This window comes from Neohoeflea coraliihabitans, from assembly GCF_019334345.1.
Lineage (GTDB): Bacteria > Pseudomonadota > Alphaproteobacteria > Rhizobiales > Rhizobiaceae > Pseudohoeflea > Pseudohoeflea coraliihabitans.
On record NZ_JAHWQX010000003.1, the window covers coordinates 583330 to 608450 of the forward strand.

Below are 25121 nucleotides of genomic sequence, written 5' to 3' on the forward strand. Positions count from 1 at the left end.
CTCGAGAGACTGGACGAGTATCTTCCAATACTGGACCGGTGTAGTCGTGGCAGGTTGAGGTCAAGGCCCTGCAGGTGCGGTTTGATGAATGCGCGATATCAACGACTCTCCGCTCAGATCCGGGCTTACGGCTTCGCCGAGCAAATTCAGGATTGTCGGTGCGACATCGAATGAATTCGCTTGACCGCGGTCACCAGGCCGGATGTCAGCGCCCTTAGCCAAGAGAACACCCCAATCGCCTGTATGGCCGCCGGTCCTGCGAAATGGAACAGGTCCAATCGTACCCAGTTCGGGATGCGTCAATCCCGTAACGTTGGGCGCGAAGGTGACGTAAATATCGGCCTCGGTTGGACCTATCTGATATGGTTCCTTATCAGAAAATACGACCTTCTCGATAGCATCGCTGCCGCTGAGCGGGTCGCGGCATTGGAGCAGAGTATCACGGATATCCTTACGTTCCGTCTCGTATTCATCTGACGAGACGAGACCGTTTCGTTCCCGTCCGGAGAGGTTAATGCGCACCCATGCGTCGTAATATGCCGGCAACGCGAATGCCCGCATCGAAGGCCAGAAGGGCGCATAACGCGCCGCCGGCATCCATCCAATGTTTCCGGCCGCCTGGCGGCCTGACGGGGAACTCTTCTCGAATAACCGTTGCAGCCTGGCGACAACTGAGCCCGTTGCACCCGGCCAGGGAACGATTTTACGCATCGCCTTGTCCCAGCTCTCATCCATGCCGAAAACCGGCATGCCACCCGGTAGATGGGACGGCCAGTTTTCGTCCTTCGCATAAGCGCGGCGGAATGAACGGCGGTATAACAATTCTGGCAGCAGGAACATGGCAGGCACATCGGACGTGTTCGCGCCCATTCCATGCATGGAAAACACAATCAATGTCGTGTCGGGGAATGTCTCGTTTATCGTCCCGATGAATGCGTCAATTGCTTCATAAACATCCATGAGAGCGGTACGTGCCGGACCCGCGGATGGCAATCCACTCAGAGGATGGCCAGGGTCGACGCCATGCCAGAACTGCTCAACGGCGGAATGTGTTTCGGAAAACACTGCGATTGCTAGCTTCCAGTCGGGCAGCTTCTCCGTGAGTAGCCAGCGGGTGATATCACTTCGCAGATTTACGGCATCACGCAGTGCCTTGCCTGCCGCTTCTGTTTTTTGCACGGAGGGCCAACTAAAGCCATAGATCCATTCGGGTGCAGGGTACTTGCCAAAACGCGCCTCTACCTCCTCCCGGAGGCCAGTCGGGCGTGCATACGCTTCGGTTCCCGGGTCATGAGCGCCCCAGCTTGTGAGGCCGCCAGTATTCGGCACCGCTTCAAGATCGAAATAAGGAAGATCGAACACGACCGTCGGCGTAGCGGAATTTGCGATGAAAGGCGGGTTTGGCGACTGGGGCTGGTGGACCGAATAATTAGCGGGATCAAAGGAGATCGCGGACCAGCGCTGCTGGGCGTCGGGACCTTTGCCGGTGCTGAAGTGCTCCCACCCAAGCCCCGTGTATTTGGCTCGCTCCTCATGATGCAGACGGAAGAACGCGGATTGCTCGATGAGCTTGCTTAGATTTGGCAAACGCGCTTCGCCAATCAGCCTCTCGGCAAGCCCTATATCGAAAGCATCCAAGCCGATGGCTAGTATTCGGTCTTCTTTATTCTTCATCCGTTTTTTCTCACCCGCTGGAGCAGCACGGAACCGGCCACGATTAGCGTCCAGTTGGTTTGATTAAACAGCATGCGCGCACATCATGAAAGCCAGTTGCGCGGCATTGCCGTGCCCGCGGCTGCGGAGAACGCAGAACTAGCGATTATCAGTGAAATATTGTCATCGTCAGCATCGAGGTTGCGAGGTTGCGAGGATATTCAGGACTTGGTTGACTGCGTCGGCTCCCAACTTGACCATCCAGGCGGAGAGGATGATTGGGGCACGGACTGGGCGACGACTTCGGTCAAGATTGCCAGCAGAGCTAACGAGACCACGCGTAGCCACACTATGCGGAGATTGTAGAGGAACAGCCAGCCGAACTTCAATGCTAACGCGTTCTTCCCAAGCCCAAGGCCTCGATCAATGCCCGCAATCGTTTCCGTGGAGGCCGGGCAATCTTCCATGACCGCGTCAGCCAGAAACGCCCGAAAGGTTTCGTCTCATGCGTCGAGAGGCACCTCGAACTGATATTCCAACCCGCCTGGTGCGAATGTGAGGGCAATGGATCCCTGAGTTTCGCTGGCAATTCCAGCTTGCAGCAAGCGAGTTCCAAAGCCCCGTCGGGTCGGCGGGGATACCGGCGGGCCTCCCACTTCCCGCCACTCGAAGCGCAGGCGCGACCTGTTGTCCTCCAGGTTCCATGTGATCGCGATTTTGCCTTCAGGAGCCGAGAGGGCTCCATATTTCATGGCATTTGTCACCAATTCTTGCATCGCCATCGCAAAGGAAAGGCAGACAGGGGGCGGAATCAGAACGCTCGGCCCCGAGAGAATGAACCGCTCGCGGAAGTCGGCATAGGGCTCTAGCGCCTCGTCGACGACTTCAGTCAAGCTTGCGCTTTCCCAACGGGCACGCGTAAGCACGTCATGGGCACGTGAAAGCGCCGCCAGCCTCTGGCTGATTTCCTTACTTGCTTGTGCAGGGTCACGGTAGGCTCGCAACGTCTGGGAGACGATGGATTGCACCATGCCGAGCGTGTTCTTCACCCTATGATTGAGTTCATTGACGAGCAGCGCCTGCTGGCGTTCCGCCCTTATCCGTTCGGTAATATCGCGGACCACACGGACGGCATAGAGAGGCCGGTTCTCAGCATCGCGAACCATGGATCCTGACAGCTCGATACAGATCTCTTCGCCGTCCTTTCGAATATAGCGCTTTTCCAGCGTGTAGCTTCCCAGGTTGCCGTCCACCTGTTGCCGAAACTTCGCGAGATCGGCAGCACGGTCATCCGGGTGGGTGATATCGAAAAACGTGCGGCAGAAAAGTTCCTCGGATGTGTACCCGGTGATGCGGCAGAGCTCGTTGTTCACCCTCAGGAAGCGCCCGGTCAGATCAACTTCCGATATCCCTACAAATGCGTGCTGATAAGTAGCACTAAGGCGCTGCTCGCTATCAACCAGCGCCGCCTCAGCTGCCTTCCGTTCAGTCAGGTCGCGGATGTATGCGACGAAGCGCGGGTTGCCCGCCACGTTGATCGTTTCGATCGCGAGCTCCACAGGAAAACGCCGGTTTTCGAAATCGATCGCTTCCACTTCAATGCGTTTTCCGAGAACCGGACCTTCGCCGGTCGCCAGAAAATGCCGCATACCAGCTCGGTGCGCTTCTCTCAGTTCAGGAGGGATGATCAGTTCCGCCAGATCCCGGCCCAATGCTTTCGCTTTAGAATAGCCAAAGGTCCGCTCTGCAGCCGAATTCCACTCGATCACGCGGCCTTCGTGATCGGCCGCGATGATGCTATCCAGCGCCGCTTCGAGAATGGCGCGCTGTTGCGGCGACGCTTGGGTCAAGCCATTATCCCCTGAATTTTCGTAAGCCCCCGATCCTAACGCCAGCCTATTTCAGCTCAATACCTGTAGAAGGAAATTGCGCAAGGGTCCAACCGTTCCCTATGAGAATGCAGGGGGCTTTGGTGGGGGTCAGGGATCTTCTGACCGACAGGCCCAAGTAGATGTTAAAGGCAGCTTTCCGAGCTCAGGCAACTCCGGCATAGCGGAGGCGGTCGGCCTCTCTGACGGTAATCCGGGTGATTTTCACGACAACGCTTCCGGAGCGGCGAAACGGGCGCCATGCTGCTCCCATTGCGCATCGGGCACGAGAACGATCTTGCCGACGAAGTCCAGATCCCGGTTCATGAAGTAGCGCTCGGCTCTATGGATGTCGGAGAGACGGAACGCCCGGTGAAGAACAGGCTGCAGCGCGCCATCACGGATCCAACCGACGAGGCGTTGCGCCTCGGCGCGCGTGCCGTGCGAGACGCCGAAGATCTGCACCTGATTGAGATAGATCTTCGTCCAGAGGATCTTAGTCACATTCCCCGCACTTGCGCCTGCGATGGAGAGACGCGGATAACTTCGCCGCGCTGACATGCGTTGTGTCATCACGTCGATAAGAGGATTGGTGAGGGGACCGCCCACCAGATCCATCACCGCATCTATGGCCCTTCCGCCGGTGGCTTCGGCGACAGCGGCGGGCCAGTCCGTGACGTCGGTTCGGTCAATAACCGTTTCTGCGCCAAGCGCGGTGAGCGCCTCCATCTTGCCCGGGCTCGATACCGCATGCGGCACGGCGCCAAGCAATCGACAGAGCTGGATAAGCGCCGTACCGACCCCGCCACTGGCGCCGGTCACCAGAACATGTTCGCCGGGGCCGACATTGGCGGCGTTAAGCATCCGGAAGGCCGTCTGGTAGGAGCACATGCCGAGGGTTGCAAGTTTCGCATCGGCAATTTCGGGGTTTGCAACCCTGTGGAATTGCTCGGACGGACGGCGACGTATTCGGCGAAACCGCCATCGCGCCCATGCCCGAAGTAGTCCGGAGTCAGGTTCAGATCCGGTCGCTCGTCGGCATAGATATTGAAGTCGAGCAGACCACGTTCCCCGATCCGTGCCGGATCCACGCCGGGGCCAGTGGCCGCGACGCGGCCAACGATATCGGCGCCCTGTATTCTGGGAAATGTCAAGGTGGGTGCGTCGCCAAGCTGAAATGAGGTTACATCCTCGTCGCGGTCCGTGGGATAGAGTCCTTCGCGCACCTTGCGATCGGTGTTGTTCTTGGCGGTCGCAGTCACCCGAACCAGAACCTCACCCCGGCCGGGCCCTGGTACAGGCAGATCGGTGAGGTACTCCAACCGGTCAATCCCGCCGTGTCCGGTCAGAAGAACACCAGCCATCCGCTCGGGTGTCGTCGTCATCGTCCCAACTCCGCTTCTCAAAGGCACGGGCAATTTCTTGCAAGCCATCGGTTCATTGGCAATGCACTGACCCGGGATCGACCGGGAGATGCCCGCGGCCTATGGCCCGTGGCCCGTTGTCATGGAAACCGCAAGCCGGTATCCGAGACAAGTGGCCGACCTGTTGGCAGTCGAAGTATGTCTGCCTCGCAGCCGGGAGACCTGCCGCCCCCAGCGTGGGCCTCGAGTTCCACTAGTTCCAGCGGGCCTGCTGCATTTCTCCTCGGCTCCCGGTGAGGGAGAAAGTTGGGGAGGGCGAGGGGATAAACGAGATCTGTTAAATCGCAACGGCAATTTACTGAAAGGCATGGCGGAGAGGGTGGGATTCGAACCCACGGTACGGTCTCCCGCACGCCGGTTTTCAAGACCGGTGCCTTAAACCGCTCGGCCACCTCTCCGCGTGCCGCGGCCCGGATGTGAAAAGCGATGCCGGGCGGGCGCGGAGCATTTAGCTGCGCCGGGTGCCTGCCGTCAACCGATCAGCGCCGGTTCATGTGCCGCCCGTTGCCTGTGGGTTCTGTCCGCCTGGCGTTGCGGCGCGGGCAGGGGAGGTTGAGACGCCGATATCGGGGCCGGACGGCGCGTCGAGCGTGGCGCGCAGGCGCGGCAGGCTCTCGGGATACTCGGCCTGGATGAAATCGACCAGTTTCTCGCGCATCTCGCAGCGCAGGTCGAAAGCCGCGCCGGAATCGGCGGCCGAGACGAGAATGCGCAGTTCCATCACGGTCTCGCGGAAATCGACGACCTGGACCACGAAAACCTCGCCATCCCACAGCGGCGAGGCGCGGGCGATGCGTTCGGCCTCTTGGCGAATCGCGGCGACGGGAATGGTGAAATCAGCGAAAAAGCTGACGGCGCCGATCAGCGATGCGGTCTCGCGTGTCCAGTTCTGGAACGGATTTTCGATGAAATAGCTCAGCGGCAGGATCAGGCGGCGCCAGTCCCAGATCTTCAGGACGACATAGGTGGCGGTGATCTCCTCGACCTTGCCCCATTCGCCTTCAATGAGCAAAGCATCATCGATCCGGATCGGCTGGGTGATGGCCAGCTGAATGCCGGCAAAGATGTTTTTGAGCACCGGCTGCAGTGCCAGACCGACCACCAGCCCGGCGGCTCCGGCGGAAGCGAGCAGGCTGACGCCGTATTGCCGCACCGGTTCGAAGGTCATCAAGGCCCAGGCCACGGCGATCATGACAATCAGGACATTGGCGACGCGCTGCAGGATGCGGGTCTGGGTGATGTGTTTGCGGGCCAGCAGATTGTCCGAGGCGTCGAGCGAAAAGCGGCGCTGATACAGGGTCAGCCAGATGTGCAGCACGATATGGGCGATCCAGGCGATCAGAACGATCAGCAGCAGGACCAGCACGTGCCGGAGCATGCCGAGTTGGCGGTCTGTCAGTTCGGCGACGCCGGCGCCGAGGGCCAGGGCGGCGGCAAAGATCGCCAGGCGGATCGGACGCTGGTTGCGTGCCACCAGCGAGCGTTGCAGCAGGGTCCCGTCGCGCGTGAGACGGGTGAGAAGATTGTTGATCAGGCGGGCGAGAACAGCGCCGGCGAAGAGGAGCACGGAGATCGACAACAGGCTGGCGGCCCATGAGGGAATGGCGTCCAGCCAGCCGAAGGCGAGCATGAAGAGTGCGACAAGTTTCTGTTCAAGCGCGAACATGAATTCGGGTCCCGATCTTTTTCAAGTTCAATGCGTCCAGTGATCCTGACGGCCTGCTCCGGCGTCCGACCGGCGCGTTCGATTCTGGCGGCTCAGACGCAGTTGCGGGGTTGCGACGCCGTCAAGACCGGCAGCTAGGGCGGCAATTGCCTCCGGCAACCACCAGCACCCACCACCACCCACCACCACCCACCAGCGCCAGTCAGGCGACGATCAGGGCGCAACAAGCCGGGGCGGCAGCGCGATGCGGCCGCCGGCGAGCGGGGCGGGGACGCCGGTGGTCAAGGGAAAACTGATCGGCAGGCCGGCACGTGTGCGCATGGCGAGAAAGGCGAAGCACTCGGCCTCGACGGCATCGCCGCGCAGGCCGACCGTTTCCGCCGGCACGACGTTGACGCCGGTGCGGGCCGCCAGTTCGGCCATCAGTTGCGGGTTGCGCCGGCCGCCGCCACACACGACCAGCCGCGTTAAGCGCTGCGGCAGCAGATCGAGCCCGCGGGCGACCGCGGCCGCCGAAAAGGCGGTCAGGGTGGCGGCGCCATCGGCAAGCGACAGGCCATCGGCCATCGACGAGGGGAAATCGAAACGGTCGAGTGATTTCGGATATCCGGCGCTGAGATAGGGATGGTCGAGCAATTGCGCGAGGCGGTCTGCATCGACGCTGCCGCTGGTTGCAATCTTGCCGTCGCGGTCCATCTCGGCGCCGGTATGGGCCCCAATCCAGTCATTCACCGGTGCGTTGGCCGGCCCGGTGTCGAAGGCGATCAGGCGTTCTCCATCGTGCCAGGTGAGATTGGCAACGCCGCCGAGATTGAGAATGGCGGTGCCGGTGTCGGCGCCGATGCGCTCGAGCATCGCCTTGTGATAGATGGGCGACAGAGGCGCCCCCTGGCCGCCGGCGGCCATGTCGGCGGAGCGGAAATCATAGACCACCTCGATGCCGAGCCGCTCGGCCATCAGGGCGCCGTCACCGAGTTGCCTGGTCTGGCCGCGTTTGCCGTCACCGCCCGGGCGCTGGTGCAGAACCGTCTGGCCATGAAAACCGATCGCGGCAATGTCACCGGCGCTGAAGCCGTGCTGATCGAGAAAATGCGCCACGGCTTCGGACTGCGCTTCGCTCAACGCCCGTTCGGTGGAGGCAAACAGTGCCGGTTCGGGACCTTGAAAGCGCCAGTCGCGCGCGGCGGCGAGCGTGGCCTGCAGATCGGCACGCAGCGTGTCGGGGTAGGGCGCCAATTGCCATGGGCCGAAAGCGGCGATGCGCGCGCCATCGGTCTGCAGCATGGCAATATCGATATTGCCATCGAGAACCGTCCCGGTCATCAGTCCGATTGCCCATTTCATCGCCATTGCCGATCTGCTCCGCTGCTGCCGCCGGTCCGCGAATCGTGCGCCGGCGCCCGTTATTCCGCCTCGAGCTATCGCAAGCGCCAAGGCGCGGAGCAAGGACGCAGCCCTTGCGGGGGCTTGGGATGCGGAAGGACGGCGCGAATCATCCGGCCGCACGAAAAATGCGTTTCCGACCGCAAATTTCAGGCGGCGATGAAACCTTTCTGCCTGTTACGGCGTAGTCGTTGACGGGCGGCGCATGGGGCGCGGCCAGGCGGTCCACCGCCAGATTGGAGAAGTGTCGATGGCGTTGAGTTCGGATCCACAGCAAAGTTTTCGTCTGTCTCGCGCCTTGCAGCTGTTCGGGGTTGCCGCGGTATGTGTGTGGGCTGGAGCCGCGCAGGCCGAAGCGCTCAGCGGCGCGGCGCTCAAACAGCTTGTGGCAGGCAAGAAGGTCTATCTGCAGACCCCCTTCGGAGGGGAATTTCCCCTGTATTATCAGAGTTCCGGCGCGGTCAGTGCGACGGCTCGGGTCTTGGCCTCGGCAAATTCATGGCGCCGAAGGAAACCGGACGCTGGTGGGTCAAGGGTGGCAATCTGTGCCAGCAATGGCCGACCTGGTATGACGGGCGCACCACCTGTTTCAGCATCGAGAAGACCGGCGGCAACACCGTCCGCTGGCATCGTGACGATGGCAAATCCGGCAAGGCGCGCATCGAGGGTTAGAGCGGCCGGCAGCGCCGAAACCGGCCTCTGCGGCGGGTGACCGCATTTCTGCCATCTTGATGTCCCATTTCGATTTCCGCTATTATAGACGGAATGACCGGCACCGGCATGCGATGGGCAATCGCTGCGATCTTCAGCCGGTCGGGGAAGTGGGACGAAACATTGATTCAAGCAGACATGCTGAAGGCCGGAACCGGTCGATTGATCTTCGCGGCCGGTTTGCTGTCCCTGACGGTGGTGAATGGCGGTTGCCAGTCCACCTCGGACAGCGAGACAGCGACGGCCTCGGCAGAGATCTCCGCCGCCACGAAATTTTCGGTGGCTGAATACGGTGTCGAAGCCAGCCCGCGCGTGACGACAAGCAAGGTGGTGCCCAAGGGCGGCGGTCGGGCGATTGTCGGCAAGCCCTACAAGGTGCGTGGCAAATGGTACACGCCGAAGGAAGATCCCGATTACAACAAGGCCGGACGCGCCTCCTGGTACGGGCCGAATTTTCATGGCCGGCTGACCGCCAACGGCGAAGTGTACGACCAGTACCATCTTTCCGCCGCTCACAAGACCTTTCCGCTGCCCAGCTACGCGCGGGTGACGAACAAGAAAAACGGCCATTCGGTGGTGGTCCGGGTCAATGATCGCGGGCCGTTCTCGCATGGCCGGATCATCGATGTCTCGCGCCGCGCCGCCGAACTTCTCGACATGAAAAGGGAAGGCGTTGCGGATGTGCGGGTCGAATATGTCGGTCCGGCCCCGGTCGAGGGCGATGACATGCCGTATCTGATGGCCTCCTATCGCGGTTCCAAGGACGGGCTCGACGGCGATACGGGTGCTGACAACAGCTCTGTCCTTCTGGCGATGGCCGAACAGGATGAACCGGCGCGGGCCACTGCGACGCGTCGGGCGCCACCGCCACAATCGGCGCGCTGGGGCCTGCCACGCCCGCAATTGGCCGCTCTGCGCGGCAAGGGCATCTTTGCCGGCATGGCGCAGGCCAAGCCGGCGCACCGCGGTGATCGCGTCGGCCGGGCGGCCTCGATGGATCGCGGCACGGTCAATGCGCTGGTTCCGCCGATGGATGTGCAGCCCGCCGCCTTCTCGCTGCCCGAGACCGGCCCGACCTTCGAGCAGCGCCCGGATGCAATTGCTCCGATGGCACGCATCGAAGCCGGTGATTTTCACGATATCGGGCTCGCCTATCGCGGAGATCGCGTCGTTCGCCACAAGAATCCGTTCGACTGGGTCCTGACCGGCAGGTGAGAGGTTTCGCTGCGAAACCGGTTTTAAATCTCATTTCAGTCCTTTATGAATGTCTGCGTAGGCGATGCGGCAGCATTTGAAGGGGGACCACCCATTGCGACTGAACGGTGTTCAGGCCTTCGGGCTTGTTTTTGTTAGCATTTTTCTGTTCTTCAGCGCCCCGGCCGCAGCGCAGCTTTTCGAAACGCGCGCCACCGAAGCCTATCTGATCGAAGCGGAAACCGGCACCGTCCTGTTTGCCAAGAACGAAGACACGCCGGTGCCGCCGGCGTCGTTGGCGAAACTGATGTCGCTCGAATTGGCCTTCAATGCCTTGAAGAATGGGCAATTGTCGCTCGATGACCAGTTTTCGGTCTCCGAGAATGCCTGGCGCACCGGCGGCGCGGTGTCCGGCGGTTCGACGATGTTCGCGGAAATTCATTCCGCGATCGGGCTTGAGGATCTGATCCGCGGCGTGATTGTCCAGTCGGCCAATGATGGCAGCATCGTCATTGCCGAGGGCATGGCCGGATCGGAGGAGAATTTTGCCTATCAGATGACCGAGCGGGCCCGCGCCATCGGCATGGACAACTCCAGCTTTGGCAACTCCACCGGTTTGCCGCATCCGGACGCGCAGGTGACAATGCGCGACATGGCGCTGCTGGCCCGGCATATCTATGTCACCTATCCGGATTACTATACCTATTTCGCCGAGCCGGAATTCACCTGGAACGGCATCCGCCAGCGCAATCGCAACCCGCTTCTCAGCTACGATATCGGTGTCGACGGCTTGAAGACCGGTTTTACCGAAGCGTCCGGATACGCCATCGTCGCCTCGATCGACCGCGACGGACGGCGCTTGTTCCTCGCCATGAGCGGACTTGAGAGCGAGAATGCGCGGCGCGAGGAAGCGCGCAAGATCCTCGAATGGGGGGTGCGCGCCTTCAAGCGGCGCCCGATGTTCGCTGAAGGCGAAGTGGTGGCTGAGGCCGGCGTGTATGGCGGTGAAAGCACCGTTCCGCTGAAGGCGAGGGGGGCGGTCGATATCTTCCTGCCGATCACCAATCCCGATCGGCTGAAAGCGCGGGTTCGCTACAAGTGGCCGCTGAAGGCGCCGGTCGTCGAAGGCGATGAGATCGGCGAGCTGGAAATCTATATCGGCGACACGCTGTCACGTCGCGAGCCGCTTTATGCCGGACAATCGGTCGGAAAAGGTCCGATCCATACCCAGGCACTGGACGCGCTGCTCGAACTGGTTCAATTCTGGAACTGAGTGCTGTCGGGTCAGCAGAAAGGGTACGGATTGAGCCAGGACAGGGGCTGTTTCATCACATTCGAGGGCGGCGAGGGGGCAGGCAAGTCAACGCAGATCGACCGTCTCGCCAGCGTCTTGCGGCGCCGCGGCCATGATGTGCTGGTCACCCGCGAGCCGGGCGGCTCACCGGGTGCCGAAGCCGTGCGGCACGTGCTGTTGAGCAGCCAGGCCGAGGAATTCGGCGTGCGCATGGAAGCGATGCTGTTTGCGGCGGCGCGCAGCGACCATGTCGAGGAAGTCATCCGTCCGGCGCTTGAGGAAGGCACCGTCGTGCTGTGCGACCGGTTTCTGGATTCAACGCGTGTGTATCAGGGCGTTGCGAGCAATCTGGAGCCGCAATTTCTCGCCAATCTTGAACGCATCGCGGTCAATGGTGTCACACCGGACCTGACTCTGATCCTCGATGTGCCGACGGAGATCGGCCTTGCACGCGCCAGAAAGCGGGGCGGGGCGGCGCATCCCGATCGTTTCGAGAAGGAAGAGGCATCGATGCATCAGAAGCGGCGCGAAGCGTTTCGCGAACTGGCGCAGAAGGAGCCGCAGCGCTGCAAGCTGATCGACGGGACACTCGGCGAAGACGCCGTGGCGCTGGCGATCCTCGAGGAGGTCGATCGCGTTCTGCAGACCGGTGATGACGGCTCGCGCAGCGCCCGGAGCCATTGAGCATGACGGAGCGGCCGGATCTCCTGGAAGGGGCAATCGCGCCCGAAAGCAACACCGTATTATACGGCCACAGTGCCGCCGAACGCTTTCTGGCCGATGCCTATCGCATGGGCCGGCTACACCATGCGCTGCTGCTTGAAGGGCCCGAGGGCATTGGCAAGGCGACCCTGGCGTTCCGGCTGGCCAATCACATCATCAGCCACCCGGATCCCGCGCAAGCGCCGGAGGATATTGGCGACCCGCATCCCGACAGTCCCGTCTCGCATCAGCTCGCCGCCGGCGCCTCACATAATCTCATGCATCTGCGCCGGCCGCAGGATGAAAAGACCGGAAAACTGAAAAGCGTCATTACGGTCGATGAGGTGCGGCGGCTCGGCCGCTTCTTCCAGCAGACCGCCGGATCCGACAATTGGCGCATCGCGGTGATCGATACAGCCGATGATCTGAACCGCAACGCGGCCAATGCCTTGTTGAAAATGCTCGAGGAGCCGCCGCGCCACGCGCTGTTTCTGGTGCTCTCGCATGTTCCTGGCCGACTGTTGCCGACCATCCGCTCGCGCTGCATGCGCCTCGCGCTGCAGCCGTTGAACAGAGATGACCTCGCCAGTGCGATGATGCATCTGAAGGTGCGCTTTGACCTTGAGAGCGGCTATGACGCCACCGAGGGCAGCGTGGCGCGGGCTTTGGTGATGGCCAATTATGGCGGCGTCGATATCGCCACCCTGTTTGATGGGATCATGCAAAGCGGCGCCATTGATGATCGGGCGACGATCCACAAGCTGGCGCAAACGCTGTCCGCCAAGGATCGCGAGATCGCCTATCACTTCTTCATTGATCACGTCATCAGCCATCTGCAGCAGCGGGCACGCCGGCTGGCTGCCGAGGGCAAGGCGGCGGAAGCGGCAGCGCAGGCCGAACGCGTTAGCGCCGTGTCCGAACATTTTGACCGCGCCGAGACCTACAATCTTGACCGGTTTCAAACGGTGGTGACGCTTTTCTCGGTGATTTTCGACTGATATCCCGCACGCTCCCCCATGGCATCGCGTGGAATTTTCGCCTATGACGGCGCGTGACGGACACGCATTTCCCTGCCGTGCCGGACATCCGCATTGAGGCCCCTATGAGTTCCGAGCGTTTCTACATCACCACCGCCATCTCCTATCCGAATGGCCGGCCGCATATCGGTCATGCCTATGAGTTGATCGCCACCGATGCGCTGGCGCGCTTCAAGCGGCTTGACGGTCTCGACGTGTTCTTTCTCACCGGGACCGACGAGCACGGGCAGAAGATGTTGCAGACGGCGCGCAAGGAGGGCATCGAGGTGACGGAACTGGCGGCGCGCAATGCCGCCGAGTTTGAAAAGATGACGCATCTGCTGAATGCCTCCAATGATGCCTTCATCCGCACCAGCGAAGAGCGCCATCATCGCGCCAGCCAGGAGATCTGGCGGCGGATGGAAGCGAATGGCGATATTTATCTCGACAGCTATTCCGGCTGGTATTCGGTGCGCGATGAAGCCTACTACCAGGAAGAGGAAAGCGAGCTTCGCGACGGGGTGCGGTACGGCCCGCAGGGCACGCCGGTCGAGTGGGTCGAGGAAGAAAGCTATTTCTTCCGGCTTTCGGCCTTCACCGAGCGGCTGATGGCGCATTACGAAGCGTATCCGGATTTCATCGGTCCAACCGAAAAACGCAATGAGATCATGGCCTTCGTCAAGTCCGGCCTGAAGGACCTGTCCGTCTCGCGTACCACTTTCGACTGGGGCATCAAGGTGCCCGGCAATGATGGACACGTGATGTATGTCTGGGTCGATGCGCTGACCAACTATCTGACCGGCCTTGGCTTTCCCGATGAGACGGCGGAAAACTGGCAGCGCTGGCCGGCGGATTTTCATATCATCGGCAAGGACATCATCCGCTTTCACACCGTGTACTGGCCGGCGTTTCTGATGTCGGCAGGACTGGAGCTGCCAAAGCATGTTTTCGCGCACGGCTTTCTGTTCAACCGCGGCCTGAAGATGTCGAAATCGGAGGGCAATGTCGTCGATCCGTTCGCCATGGTCGAAGAGTACGGCCTCGACCAGCTGCGCTATTTCCTGTTGCGCGAAGTGCCGTTCGGCCAGGACGGCAATTACAGCCACGAGGCGATCGTCAACCGGATCAATGCGGATCTCGCCAATGATCTGGGCAATCTGGCGCAGCGTTCGCTGTCGATGATCGGCAAGAACTGCGATGGCCGGGTGCCGGAACAGGGCGCACCGACCAGCGAGGATCAGGCGATCCTTGATGCCGCATACGGGCTTTATATCACCGTGGCGGCGGCGATGGATGCCTGCCAGATCCACAAGGCGCTGGCCGCGATCTGGCAGGTGGTCGCCGAGGCCAACCGCTATTTTGCGGCGCAGGAGCCCTGGGCGCTGAAGAAATCGGACCCGGAGCGCATGCGCACGGTGCTGTATGTCACCGCTGAAGTGATCCGCACGCTGGCCATCCTGATCCAGCCCTTCATGCCCGACAGCGCCGGCAAACTGCTCGATCTCGTCGCCGTCAAGCCGGAGGCGCGGCAGTTTTCCTCGGTGCGCGAGGCGCTGGTCCCGGGCACCGAATTGCCCAAGCCATCCGGCGTGTTTCCACGCTACATCGAGCCCGCAGCGGAGGGCTGAGCCGTGCAAGCGCAGGCGCATCCGATCATCGACAGCCATTGCCATCTCGATTTCGAGGATTTCGCCGCCGAACGCGAGGCCATCCTGGCGCGGGCGGCTGAGGCCGGCCTGGCGCGCATGATCACAATCTCGACCCGGGTGCGGAAATTCGCGCAGATCAAGGCCTTGAGCGAGGCCCATGAGCCGGTCTTCTGCTCGGTCGGCACGCATCCGCACAATGCAGCCGAGGAGGCCGATGTCACCACCGCCGAAATCGTCGCGCTGGCCGCCTATGACAAATGCGTGGCGATCGGCGAAGCGGGGCTCGACTATCACTATGACCACGCGCCGCGCGATGTTCAGGCTGAGGTGTTTCGCCGCAACATCGCGGCCAGCCGGCAGACCGGCCTGCCGCTGGTGATCCATGCGCGCGACGCCGATGACGATATGATCGCCATCTTGCAGGCGGAAACGGAGCAGGGGGCCTTTCCCTTCGTCCTGCACTGTTTCTCCTCGGGCCAGGCGCTGGCCGATGCCGGTGTCGCGCTCGGCGGCTATGTGTCATTTTCAGGCATTGTCGCCTTCAAGAAGTCCGAGGAGTTGCGCGCTATCGCAAGGTCGGTGCCGCGTGACCGGCTGCTGGTGGAAACCGATGCGCCGTATCTGGCGCCGCCGCCGTTTCGCGGCAAGCGCAATGAACCCGCCTATGTGGCGCACACGGCGCGCATTCTCGGCGAGGCGCTGGATCTCGACGAGGCGTCGATCCGCGATCTGACCACGGCCAATGCCTATCGCCTGTTTTCCCGGATGACACGTCCAGCATGAAGGTTCGGCGGCAATTCACCATCCTTGGATGTTCGTCCTCGCCGGGTGTGCCGCGCATCAATGGCGACTGGGGCAAATGCGACCCGGACAACCCGAAGAACCGGCGCCGGCGGGCGGCTCTCCTGGTGCGCCAGATCGGTCCGGATGGCGGTGTGACCACGGTGGTGATCGACACCGGCCCGGATTTCCGCGAACAGATGATCGATGCCAGGGTGCAGGCTGTCGATGCGGTGCTTTACACGCATGCGCATGCGGATCACATCCACGGCATCGACGATCTGCGCGGTTTTGCCCTGACGCAGCGGCGGCAGATCCCGATCTACGCCGAGGCAGCGACCTTGCGCCACCTGCGCGCCTCGTTCGGCTATTGTCTCGAGACCCCGGTGGGCAGCGCCTATCCGCCGATCATCGAGGCGCGGCTGATTGCCGACCCGGACAAACCGATCGTCATCGACGGAGAAGGCGGGCCGCTTACCGCGCAGCCGCTGGTGCAGAAGCATGGCGATATCATCTCGCTGGGGTTCCGTTTCGGCGATGTGGCCTATTGCTGTGATGTCAGCGATTTTCCCCGGGCGACAGTTGCACGCCTCGCCGATCTCGACATGATCATCATCGATGCGCTGCAATACCGTGAACACCCGAGCCATCTGTCGATCGACCAGGCCCTGTGGTGGGTGGACAAGCTCGGGGCGCGGAATGCGGTGCTGACGCATATGCACACACCGCTTGACTACCAGACGGTTCTCGAGGAAACGCCGGAGCATGTGCAGCCGGGCTATGACGGGCTGACACTCGACTATGAGGTGGAATTGTGAGCACCACGAACGAGAATGCCGTAAACGAGAATAACGGACAGGATCTCGATCCGGCGACGTTGCCGGCCGGGTCATCGATCGCGCGAGTTGCCGCCAGCGCCCAAACGCTTGGGCTGTCGATCCAGTTGCGGCGCATGGCGCAGTCGACGCGCACCGCCGAAGAAGCAGCGGCGGCCTGCGGTTGTACGCCGGCGCAGATTGTCAAATCGCTGATCTTCCAGAATGCGGCGAGCAAAGAGCTTGTGCTGCTTCTCGTCTCGGGCGCACACAATGCCGATCTGGCACAGATCAAGTCCGCGCATGGCCTCGATCTCGAGCGGTGTGACGGCCGGCGGGTGCGCGATGAGACGGGTTTTGCGATTGGCGGTGTGGCGCCGATCGGTCACCTGCAGGCGCTGCCGATCTACATGGATGAAACGCTGCTGTCCTATGATCAGGTCTGGGCGGCGGCTGGCCGGCCGGACAGCGTGTTTCGTGTCGAGCCGCAGGCGCTGGCCGGGGCGACCGGCGCGCAAATCCTCAAGGTGGCGTGAGCCGGTCTGGTTGAGAACGTGGGTCAGGATATTTCTGCAGCTCTCTGATATTGCAGCAGACTTCCTCGCCAATGTGAGACGGTTTGCTCGGCGATGTTGGGGCAACGCCGAGTCGTCCGGACAGCCATCCATACATGTCGGCATGGCTCCATTAGTTCCATAATCTATCTTATGCGATCTTTGTACCCAGTCTGTTCGGGGGTGGTTTTGCCGATGACAGGTCTGCGCGCGCGTTGTCCTTGGCACTTCCCTCAGAACGCCTCTGCCTTGCCTCGGCCCGGAAGTTGCCCTCACTCTACCCGGCAATGCATTTTCTCGGCGCGGCTTTGTCTTCCACCGGACCGGTGTTCACTCGGCACGCGCCGCCGGTCAGGCCCTGAGGATTATGCGGTCAATGCGGTCCTGCGACGCGGCATCTCGCGGCGCGGCTCACAGTGATGGACTGGACGGTGATCCGGACGATGGTACGTCTGCACCGTGTGTCTCGGTTGGCCGCCGGATCAGCGGCATGGCCTCGCGCACCAGCGGCTGCAACTGAGCAGCGTGTGCGTCCGTCAGTTCAGCGAGCTGCGCACGCATGCGTGGTTCCCAGAACTTGTTGATGTGTTCGGCGACGCCGGCGGCTGCCGTCTCGACTGGCTGGCTCTTGAAGAAACCAGCGATCTGGTTGGCCATGTAGACCAGCTTATCGGGGCGCATCATGGCGTCGGTCCTGCGGTATCGCTTCTCTGGGGGTCGCTGACGGCGTGCGCGACAGCGCTCGTGGCGACGCGGTCCGGCCGGCTGTAGATCTCAAAACTGTCTTGGCGCGCCAGAGCGATCAGCGTCAGGCCGGCGGCAGACGCGACGTCGACTGCCAGGGCTGTCGGTGTCGACACGGCGATCAGCATCGGCGTACCGGCGCGTACGCTCTTTTGCACGAGGTCGACCGAGACGCGGCTGGTGATGACGATTGCGCCGCTGGCAAGATCCTCTCCGGTGGCGCCGACGGCGCCGATCAGCTTGTCGAGCGCATTGTGGCGTCCGACATCCTCACGGATTGAACGCAGGCCTCTTCCCGGCTGCCAGAAGCCGGCGCCATGCACGGCGCCAACCTGCTGGCGCAAAGCCTGTCCCTGCCCCAGTGCGGCAATTGCTCCTGCAATGTCATCCGCCGGCAGCTGCCAGTTCGCCGTTGCAAGCGGCGGCAGGGCCGGCAGCGCGTCGGCGATCGATTCAATGCCGCAAAGGCCGCAGCCAACCGGACCCAGCGCGGTGCGGCGGCGCGAAGTCAGAGCCTGATGCCGCGGTTCGGCGAGGCGCATCTGCACATCGAACCCATTTGCGAGTTGGACGACCTCGATGCTCTCGATGTCGGCACGCGCAAGGGCAATGCCCTCGCTGAGCGCGAAGCCGACGCCAAACTCGGCGAGATCCTGCGGCGTGGCCATCATCACCGCCTGGGTCGTGCCGTTGAAGGAGAGCGCCACGGCGCACTCATCCGGCAGGTCGCGGCGCGCTTCGGGCAGCACAGAGCCGTGGCGAACGCGCCGGTACGGCAGTGGCCGGGCGGCATCCGCTGAACTGATGTCCTGGCTTTTGGAGGCGGCTGGCAAGCGCCCTACTCCGCCGGCTCGACTTCGGGCTCGGCAATGCGGCGCGCAGCCTCGGCCTGGGCGCTGTAGCTCTGCTGCCAGTCGGTCGGCCCGTTGGCCGGCGAGACCTGCACGGCGGTGACCTTGTATTCCGGGCAGTTGGTCGCCCAGTCCGTGTAGTCGGTGGTGATGACATTGGCCTGGGTGTCGGGATGATGGAAGGTCGTGTAGACGACCCCGGTGGCGACACGGTCGGTGATCCTGGCGCGCAACGCCGTGGCGCCGGAGCGGCTCGCGAGCTTCACCAGTTCGCCGTCGCGGATGCCGCGCTGCTCGGCGTCATGCGGATGGACCTCGAGGCGATCCTCGGCGTGCCAGGTCGAGTTGGCGGTGCGCCGGGTCTGGGCGCCGACATTGTATTGCGACAGGATGCGGCCGGTGGTGAGCAGCAAGGGAAAACGCGGCCCGGTCTTCTCGTCGGTGGCGACATATTCGGTGCGGATGAACTTGCCGCGGCCGCGCACGAAACCGTCAATATGCATGATCGGCGTACCGTCCGGTACGCTCGCATTGCACGGCCATTGCACCGAGCCCTTCTGATCGAGCATGGCGTAATTGACGCCGGCAAAGCTCGGTGTCGTCGCGGCAATCTCGTCCATGATCTCGGAGGGATGGCGATAGCTCCAGTCAAGGCCCAGCGCTTCGGCCAGTTTCAGCGTGACCTCCCAGTCGGCATAGCCATTTTTCGGGCTCATCACCTTGCGCACCCGGTTGATGCGGCGCTCGGCATTGGTGAAGGTGCCGTCCTTTTCCAGGAAGGTCGAGCCCGGCAGGAAGACATGCGCGTAGTTGGCGGTCTCGTTGAGAAACAGATCATGGACGATGACGCATTCCATCGCTGCCAGTCCGGCGGCGACATGCTTGGTATCGGGATCAGATTGCAGGATGTCCTCGCCCTGCACGTAAAGCCCGCGGAAATTGCCGTGAACCGCGGCATCGAGCATGTTGGGAATGCGCAGGCCGGGCTCGGAATCGAGCTCCACCCCCCAGAGTTTTTCAAAAATCTGCCGGGTTTCGTCGCCGGAAATATGCCGGTAGCCAGGCAGTTCATGCGGGAAGGAACCCATGTCGCAGGAGCCCTGGACATTGTTCTGGCCGCGCAGCGGATTGACGCCGACGCCGCGCCGGCCAATGTTGCCGGTGGCCATCGCCAGATTGGCGAGCGCCATCACGGCGGTCGATCCCTGACTGTGTTCGGTGACGCCGAGACCGTAGTAGATGGCGCCGTTGCCGCCGGTGGCAAACAGCCGCGCGGCCTGGCGCAGGGCTTCGGCATCGACACCGGTATAGGCCGCGGTGGCTTCCGGTCCGTGGCGCTCCTCGGCGACAAATGCTGCCCAGTCCTCGAATTCCGACCAGTCACAGCGCTCGCGGATGAAACGCTCGTCGCACAAGCCCTCGGTGACGATGACATGCGCCATCGCGGTCAGCACGGCGACGTTGGTGCCCGGTTTGAGGGGCAGATGATGGGCGGCCTCGACATGCGGTGTGCGCACCAGATCGATGCGGCGCGGATCTATGACGATCAGCCGCGCGCCCTGGCGCAGGCGCTTTTTCATGCGCGAGGCGAACACCGGGTGACCATCGGTCGGATTGGCGCCGATGACGATCATCACGTCGGTGTCCTCGACGCTGTCGAAATCCTGAGTTCCGGCGGAGGTGCCGAACGCCTGGCCAAGCCCGTAGCCGGTCGGCGAATGGCAGACGCGGGCGCAGGTGTCGACATTGTTGTTGCGGAAGCCGGCGCGCACCAGTTTCTGCACCAGATAGGTTTCCTCATTGGTGCAGCGCGATGAGGTGATGCCGCCGATCGCCTCGCGGCCATATTGATGCTGGATGCGGCGCAATTCCCGCGCCGTGTGGGCAAAAGCCTCCTCCCAACTGACCTCACGCCAGGGATCGGTGATCTTCTCGCGGATCATCGGATTGAGGATGCGGTCGCGATGGGTGGCGTAGCCCCAGGCAAAGCGGCCCTTGACGCAGGAATGACCGCGATTGGCCTTGCCGTCCTTCCAGGGCACCATGCGCACCACTTCCTCGCCGCGCATTTCCGCCTTGAAGGAACAGCCGACGCCGCAATAGGCGCAGGTCGTCACCTTTGAATGTTCCGGCAGACCGATGTCGATCACCGAGTTTTCCTGCAGGGTGGCGGTCGGGCAGGCCTGCACGCAGGCGCCGCAGGAGACGCATTCGGAGGAGAGGAAATCCTCGTTCATGCCGGCGGCGACGCGCGAGCCGAAGCCCCTGCCCTCGATGGTCAGCGCAAAGGTGCCCTGAACCTCCTCGCAGGCACGCACGCAGCGCGAGCAGACGATGCATTTGGACGGGTCATAGGTGAAATAGGGATTGCTCTGATCCTGCGGCCGGTAGAGCGGATTGGTCTCTCCCGAGGTGTCGCGCGGTGTGACGTGATTGCTGCCGTCATAGCCGTAACGCACCTCGCGCAGGCCGACGGCGCCGGCCATGTCCTGCAATTCGCAATCGCCATTGGCAGCGCAGGTCAGGCAGTCGAGCGGGTGATCGGAAATGTAGAGTTCCATGACGCCGCGGCGCAGACCCTTCAGGCGATCGGTCTGCGTGCGCACGACCATCCCCTCTTCCGCCGGGGTGGTGCAGGAGGCGGGTGTGCCGCGACGGCCATCGACCTCGACCAGGCAGAGACGGCAGGAGCCGAAGGCGTCGATCATGTCGGTGGCACAGAGTTTGGGCACCTCGATGCCGGCCTCGGCGGCTGCCCGCATCAGCGAGGTGCCGGCCGGGACATCGATCTGGCGCCCGTCTATGGTCAGCCGCACGGTGGTGGCGGCATGAACCGCCGGGGTGCCGAAGTCGGTTTCCTTGATCACGGTCATGGCCTACTCCGCCGCTTGTCTGCGTGGTTCCCCGGAAAAATCCTCGGGGAAATGATTGAGGGCGCTGAGCACCGGATAGGGTGTGAAGCCGCCCAGGGCGCAGAGCGAGCCGAACTTCATCGTCTCGCAGAGATCGCGCATTATAGCATAGTGCGGTGCCGGATCGCCGCTGGCGGCAATGTCGCTTTGCGCCTTGTCGGCCAGTTCGACACCACGCACTGCGCCGATGCGGCATGGCGTGCACTTGCCGCAGCTCTCGATGGCGCAGAATTCGAAGGCGAAACGCGCCTGCGCCAGCATGTCGACGCTGTCGTCAAACACGACAATGCCGGCATGGCCGATCAGTCCGTCACGGGCGGCAAAGGCCTCGTAGTCGAACGGCGTATCGAACAGCGCGGGCGGGAAATAGGCGCCGAGCGGACCGCCGACCTGCACCGCCTTGACCGGCCGGCCGCTCGCCGTGCCGCCGCCGATCTCCTCGATGATCTCGCCAAGCGTCATGCCAAAGCCGGCCTCGAAAAGGCCGCCATGACGGACATTGCCGGCGAGCTGGATCGGGATCGTGCCGCGCGACCGGCCCATGCCGAAATCGCGATAGAAATCGGCGCCTTGCGCCAAGATGATGGGAACGCTGGCGAGCGAGATGACATTGTTGATGACCGTCGGACAGCCGAACAGGCCGCGATGCGCGGGCAGCGGCGGCTTGGCGCGGACAACGCCGCGCTTGCCCTCGAGACTGTCGAGCAATGCAGTTTCCTCGCCGCAGACATAGGCGCCGGCGCCCACCCTCACCTCAACATCAAAAGCCTTATGTGCGTTGAGAAGATCATCTCCCAAGATATTATTATCTTTAAGTATTCTTATCGCACGGTTCATCGTGTCGATGGCGTGCGGATATTCGGAGCGCAGATAGATATAGCCCTTCTCGGCCCCAACGGCGATGCCGGCGAGGATCATGCCTTCAAGCAGCAGGAAGGGGTCGCCCTCCATGATCATGCGGTCGGAGAAGGTGCCTGAATCGCCCTCGTCGGCATTGCAGACGATGTATTTGCGCGGGCCTTGCGCCTCGTAGACGGTGCGCCACTTGATGCCGGTGGGAAAGCCGGCGCCGCCGCGTCCTCGCAGCCCCGACTGGGTCACCGTCTCGAGAATCGCCTCCGGCGTCATCGTCAGGGCGCGCTCGAGGCCGACGAGACCGCCATGGGCGCGATAGGCGGCCAGCGACAAGGGATCGGTCAGGCCGCAGCGCGCAAATGTCAGGCGCGTCTGGCGCTTGAAAAAGGCAATGTCCTCGGTCGGCCCGTGCGCCAGAGGGTGATCGCCACCAGTGAGAAAACCCGCGTCGAACAGGCTTGGCACTTGATCCGCTGTCACGGGGCCGTAAGCCAGACGGCCCTCGTCGGTTTCCACCTCGACGAGCGGTTCCAGCCAGATCATGCCGCGCGAGCCATTGCGGATGATGCTGATCTCAACGCCACGCGCGGACGCTTCGGCGCGGATGCGTTCGGCCACCTGATCGGCGCCGACGGCCAGTGCCGCCGAATCGCGCGGGACATAGAGGGTGATACTCATGGTGCCAGCTCGCTGAGAAGGGTTGTCAGGCGCGCCGCATCAAGCCGGCCATGCGGTTTCTCGTCGATCATCGCCGCCGGGGCGCAGGCGCACAGGCCGAGGCAATAGACCGGCTCGATCGTCAGCCGGCCATCGGCGGTGGTTCCGCTCCAGCCGGTGTCGAGATCCTCAAGCAGCTGCTCGGCGAGCGCGGCACCGCCCATCGCCTGGCAGGCTTCGGCCCGGCACAGCTTGACGACATGGCGGCCGGCCGGGGTGTCGCGAAAATCGTGATAGAAAGAGACGACGCCATGCACCTCGGCGCGCGACAGGTTAAGCACATCGGCGATCGCCGGAATTGTTTGCGGCGGGATGCAGCCAAACTCCTCTTGCACGGCGTGCAGGATGGGCAGCAGCGCCCCTTCGCGGTGGCTGTGCGCCCCGGCAATGGCGCGCGCCGTTGCCTGTTGCGCGCTCTGGATCTCGTCTGCTGCGGCCACGTCTTCCTCCCTGTCCCTGGCCCGTTGTGCGAGGAATTTGGACGAGGATCAAGCGGGTCGAGGGCGTCGCTCGATAGATAACTTCTATCAAGAATGATGTTTTTCGGCGAAGACCCGCGCCTGATGCAGCAATGCCGAAACGATCGGCGGGTGCGGTTCGCGTTCAAGCGCCACCATGCCGACGCGATGGGCGGCATCCGGCTCGACGATCGGCACGGCACGGATCGCCTCGCCGGCCCCCAGGGTTTCGGCCAGGTTGATCGGCATGACGGAGGACCAGGCGCCGGTCGCCACATGCTTGAGCAGAACGATCATCGAATTGGACTGCAGGGTCGGCTCATCGGGCTGCCCGGCTTCGGCGAGATGCTGATCGATGATGCGGCGGTTCTGCATGTCGGGCGTCAGCAGGCACAGCGGCTCACGGGCCACCTCCGCCCAGCTGACCGACTGACGCGCCGCCAACGGGCGCTGCCGCGCAGTAATCAGCTGATAGCGCTCGGCGTAGAGCGGCACGGTGACGATCCGCCCTTCCGGATGGCGGTCGAGATAGGTGACGCCGGCGTCGATCTCGAAATTCTCGATGCGCGCGATGATCTCGGCGGACGTGCAGGTGGTCACCGACAGGCGCAGATCCGGATGCGCGGCGGCCAGCGCCGTGGTGATCTCGGAAATCATGGCCGACGCGGTCGGAATGATGGCAAGGCGCGCAAGGCCGGAGAGACCATGATGGGCGGCGCGCATCTCGGCGCGCATGGTGTGCGCGTCGCTGACGATGCGGCGGGCCCATTCAAGCACGCGCTGGCCTTCCGGGGTCAGGCCGCGATAGCGCGACCCGCGTTCGACAAGGCTGACACCCAGTTGGTCCTCGAGTTGCCGGAGCGCCGCCGACAGGGTTGGCTGCGTGATGCCGAGGGCCTCGGCGGCGCGGCCGAAATGCCGCTCGCGTGCCAGGACGAGGAAGAATTCGAGCTTGTCGATCATGGCGCGAAGGTGACAGGAGTGCGGGCGGCAGGCAAGCGGCGCCGTCCGTCTGCGGCGCTTATAAAGCGTGTGTCACGCCGCCTCGCGGTCTTCCTTGCCGGTGCCGGGCGCCAGGCGCAGCTCGAGACCGTTGAGCTCTTCGCTCATCAGGATCTGGCAGGACAGGCGAGAATTGGTCTCGACATCAAAGGCGCTGTCGAGCATGTCTTCCTCCTCCTCGGCCAGCGGCGCAAGCCGGCCATGCCATTGATCATCGACATAGACATGGCAGGTGGCGCAGGCGCAGGCCCCGCCGCATTCCGCCTTGATATCCAGACCCCAGTCGCGAATGATCTCCATGACCCGAAAGCCTTCAAGAGCTTCAAGGCGGTGGCGCGCGCCCTCGCGGTCGGTGACAAAAATATGCATGCGGGTCTCCTCAACCGGCATCCGCTGTGCGGCGGCGCCAGGAATAGCTCGTCTCAGAGGGGCGTTGGCTGCGGCGCGCGCTCGGCTGATAGTGCAGGCCGACGCCCGGCAGACGCATTTCCGTCAGTCGGCGGGCGGTGGGTTCGTGGCGGGTCTCGACGCTGGTGATGCCGACGCGCAGCATGAACGGCACCTGGTCGAGCTGAACATCGCCGACCGCGCGGATCTCGCCTTCGTAGCCGAGACGGTCGCGCAACAGCGTGGCATGCGAAAATCCCCTGCCATCGCTGAAGGCGGGAAAATCAAGCGCCACCAGCGCGACGCGATCGAGCACCGGTGCCAGGCGCGAGACGTCATCGCCCGGCGCGACTAGCACGGCGAGGCTGTTGGCGCCCTCCTCTGCCGCGGTCAGGGCCGCGTCAAGGTCGATGAAGGGCGTCTCCTCGCCGCTTGCGAAGCGGTCGTTTTCAACAACACCGGTTTCGTTCCAGATCAGGGCCATCT

At 62.9% G+C, this 25121-nt stretch carries 21 protein-coding genes, 1 tRNA gene and 1 pseudogene; 9 read left to right on the top strand and 14 right to left on the bottom strand.

Annotated elements, in window-relative coordinates; all coding sequences use genetic code 11:
• Positions 1–60: 60 nt before the first annotated feature.
• The 6 genes and pseudogenes from KY465_RS13835 to KY465_RS13860 form a co-directional block, all read right to left on the bottom strand.
• Positions 61–1674 (bottom strand): alkaline phosphatase family protein, encoded by a 1614-nt coding sequence (locus KY465_RS13835; RefSeq protein WP_219202326.1) that lies wholly within the window; start codon positions 1672–1674, stop codon positions 61–63.
• 482 nt (positions 1675–2156) lie between these two features.
• Entirely contained in the window at positions 2157–3503 is a 1347-nt protein-coding gene (locus KY465_RS13840) for a PAS domain S-box protein (protein ID WP_219202328.1), read from the bottom strand.
• Between the two features lie 243 nt (positions 3504–3746).
• Positions 3747–4906 (bottom strand): annotated as a pseudogene (locus tag KY465_RS13845) (zinc-binding dehydrogenase).
• Between the two features lie 347 nt (positions 4907–5253).
• Positions 5254–5343, bottom strand: a tRNA-Ser gene (locus tag KY465_RS13850).
• A 92-nt stretch (positions 5344–5435) separates the two neighbouring features.
• Positions 5436–6611 carry a mechanosensitive ion channel family protein gene (locus KY465_RS13855; RefSeq protein ID WP_255561671.1) on the bottom strand — a complete coding sequence of 392 codons (1176 nt, stop codon included), beginning with the start codon at positions 6609–6611 and terminating at the stop codon, positions 5436–5438.
• A gap of 213 nt (positions 6612–6824) precedes the next feature.
• Positions 6825–7961, bottom strand: coding sequence for an anhydro-N-acetylmuramic acid kinase (locus KY465_RS13860; protein ID WP_219202329.1), 1137 nt, complete (start codon positions 7959–7961; stop codon positions 6825–6827).
• Positions 7962–8492: 531 nt separating this feature from the next.
• Here KY465_RS13860 and KY465_RS18720 point away from each other — a divergent pair.
• The 9 genes from KY465_RS18720 (at position 8493) to KY465_RS13905 (ending at position 16691) form a co-directional block, all read left to right on the top strand.
• Positions 8493–8666, top strand: coding sequence for a hypothetical protein (locus KY465_RS18720; protein ID WP_255561672.1), 174 nt, complete (start codon positions 8493–8495; stop codon positions 8664–8666).
• A gap of 177 nt (positions 8667–8843) precedes the next feature.
• Positions 8844–9920, top strand: coding sequence for a septal ring lytic transglycosylase RlpA family protein (locus KY465_RS13870; protein ID WP_219202776.1), 1077 nt, complete (start codon positions 8844–8846; stop codon positions 9918–9920).
• 94 nt (positions 9921–10014) lie between these two features.
• Positions 10015–11172 carry a D-alanyl-D-alanine carboxypeptidase family protein gene (locus KY465_RS13875; RefSeq protein ID WP_428983008.1) on the top strand — a complete coding sequence of 386 codons (1158 nt, stop codon included), beginning with the start codon at positions 10015–10017 and terminating at the stop codon, positions 11170–11172.
• A gap of 30 nt (positions 11173–11202) precedes the next feature.
• On the top strand, positions 11203–11877 hold the full coding sequence (gene tmk / locus KY465_RS13880) for a dTMP kinase (protein ID WP_219202333.1): 675 nt from the start codon (positions 11203–11205) through the stop codon (positions 11875–11877).
• A gap of 2 nt (positions 11878–11879) precedes the next feature.
• Positions 11880–12893, top strand: a complete 1014-nt coding sequence (locus KY465_RS13885) for a DNA polymerase III subunit delta' (RefSeq protein ID WP_219202334.1) — start codon at positions 11880–11882, stop codon at positions 12891–12893.
• A 104-nt stretch (positions 12894–12997) separates the two neighbouring features.
• Positions 12998–14539, top strand: a complete 1542-nt coding sequence (gene metG / locus KY465_RS13890; protein ID WP_219202335.1) for a methionine--tRNA ligase — start codon at positions 12998–13000, stop codon at positions 14537–14539.
• 3 nt (positions 14540–14542) lie between these two features.
• Positions 14543–15343, top strand: coding sequence for a TatD family hydrolase (locus tag KY465_RS13895; protein ID WP_346432642.1), 801 nt, complete (start codon positions 14543–14545; stop codon positions 15341–15343).
• Complete coding sequence (locus tag KY465_RS13900; protein WP_219202337.1) at positions 15340–16158, top strand: MBL fold metallo-hydrolase; 819 nt, start codon at positions 15340–15342, stop codon at positions 16156–16158. The genes KY465_RS13895 and KY465_RS13900 overlap by 4 nt, the downstream gene beginning before the upstream one ends.
• A 59-nt stretch (positions 16159–16217) precedes the next feature.
• The gene (locus KY465_RS13905) at positions 16218–16691 is read left to right on the top strand and encodes a YbaK/EbsC family protein (protein ID WP_255561725.1); all 474 of its coding nucleotides are present in this window, start codon (positions 16218–16220) and stop codon (positions 16689–16691) included.
• Between the two features lie 429 nt (positions 16692–17120).
• On the opposite strand, the gene KY465_RS13910 is transcribed toward KY465_RS13905, so the two are convergent.
• From KY465_RS13910 to KY465_RS13945, 8 genes are all read right to left on the bottom strand, one after another.
• Positions 17121–17393, bottom strand: coding sequence for a formate dehydrogenase subunit delta (locus KY465_RS13910; RefSeq protein WP_428983010.1), 273 nt, complete (start codon positions 17391–17393; stop codon positions 17121–17123).
• Complete coding sequence (gene fdhD, locus KY465_RS13915; protein WP_255561674.1) at positions 17390–18286, bottom strand: formate dehydrogenase accessory sulfurtransferase FdhD; 897 nt, start codon at positions 18284–18286, stop codon at positions 17390–17392. The genes KY465_RS13910 and fdhD overlap by 4 nt, the downstream gene beginning before the upstream one ends.
• A 5-nt stretch (positions 18287–18291) precedes the next feature.
• Positions 18292–21177 (bottom strand): formate dehydrogenase subunit alpha, encoded by a 2886-nt coding sequence (gene fdhF / locus KY465_RS13920; protein ID WP_219202339.1) that lies wholly within the window; start codon positions 21175–21177, stop codon positions 18292–18294.
• Between the two features lie 3 nt (positions 21178–21180).
• Positions 21181–22749 (bottom strand): formate dehydrogenase beta subunit, encoded by a 1569-nt coding sequence (locus KY465_RS13925; protein ID WP_219202340.1) that lies wholly within the window; start codon positions 22747–22749, stop codon positions 21181–21183.
• A complete protein-coding gene (locus KY465_RS13930; RefSeq protein ID WP_219202786.1) occupies positions 22746–23210 on the bottom strand; it encodes a formate dehydrogenase subunit gamma in 465 nt (154 codons plus the stop codon). Before KY465_RS13930 ends, KY465_RS13925 begins: the two co-directional genes overlap by 4 nt.
• Before the next feature lie 105 nt (positions 23211–23315).
• On the bottom strand, positions 23316–24209 hold the full coding sequence (locus KY465_RS13935) for a LysR family transcriptional regulator (RefSeq protein ID WP_219202342.1): 894 nt from the start codon (positions 24207–24209) through the stop codon (positions 23316–23318).
• 72 nt (positions 24210–24281) lie between these two features.
• Complete coding sequence (locus KY465_RS13940) at positions 24282–24617, bottom strand: 2Fe-2S iron-sulfur cluster-binding protein (protein WP_219202344.1); 336 nt, start codon at positions 24615–24617, stop codon at positions 24282–24284.
• 10 nt (positions 24618–24627) lie between these two features.
• Complete coding sequence (locus KY465_RS13945; protein WP_219202347.1) at positions 24628–25119, bottom strand: DUF934 domain-containing protein; 492 nt, start codon at positions 25117–25119, stop codon at positions 24628–24630.
• Positions 25120–25121: the final 2 nt, after the last annotated feature.

Coding starts and splice junctions, on each gene's coding strand:
- KY465_RS13835 (WP_219202326.1), bottom strand. CDS start 1,674: ATGAAGAATAAAGAAGACCGAATACTAGCCATCGGCTTGGATGCTTTC.
- KY465_RS13855 (WP_255561671.1), bottom strand. CDS start 6,611: ATGTTCGCGCTTGAACAGAAACTTGTCGCACTCTTCATGCTCGCCTTC.
- KY465_RS13860 (WP_219202329.1), bottom strand. CDS start 7,961: ATGGCGATGAAATGGGCAATCGGACTGATGACCGGGACGGTTCTCGAT.
- KY465_RS18720 (WP_255561672.1), top strand. CDS start 8,493: ATGGCGCCGAAGGAAACCGGACGCTGGTGGGTCAAGGGTGGCAATCTG.
- KY465_RS13870 (WP_219202776.1), top strand. CDS start 8,844: ATGCTGAAGGCCGGAACCGGTCGATTGATCTTCGCGGCCGGTTTGCTG.
- KY465_RS13885 (WP_219202334.1), top strand. CDS start 11,880: ATGACGGAGCGGCCGGATCTCCTGGAAGGGGCAATCGCGCCCGAAAGC.
- metG (WP_219202335.1), top strand. CDS start 12,998: ATGAGTTCCGAGCGTTTCTACATCACCACCGCCATCTCCTATCCGAAT.
- KY465_RS13900 (WP_219202337.1), top strand. CDS start 15,340: ATGAAGGTTCGGCGGCAATTCACCATCCTTGGATGTTCGTCCTCGCCG.
- KY465_RS13910 (WP_428983010.1), bottom strand. CDS start 17,393: ATGATGCGCCCCGATAAGCTGGTCTACATGGCCAACCAGATCGCTGGT.
- fdhF (WP_219202339.1), bottom strand. CDS start 21,177: ATGACCGTGATCAAGGAAACCGACTTCGGCACCCCGGCGGTTCATGCC.
- KY465_RS13925 (WP_219202340.1), bottom strand. CDS start 22,749: ATGAGTATCACCCTCTATGTCCCGCGCGATTCGGCGGCACTGGCCGTC.
- KY465_RS13935 (WP_219202342.1), bottom strand. CDS start 24,209: ATGATCGACAAGCTCGAATTCTTCCTCGTCCTGGCACGCGAGCGGCAT.
- KY465_RS13940 (WP_219202344.1), bottom strand. CDS start 24,617: ATGCATATTTTTGTCACCGACCGCGAGGGCGCGCGCCACCGCCTTGAA.
- KY465_RS13945 (WP_219202347.1), bottom strand. CDS start 25,119: ATGGCCCTGATCTGGAACGAAACCGGTGTTGTTGAAAACGACCGCTTC.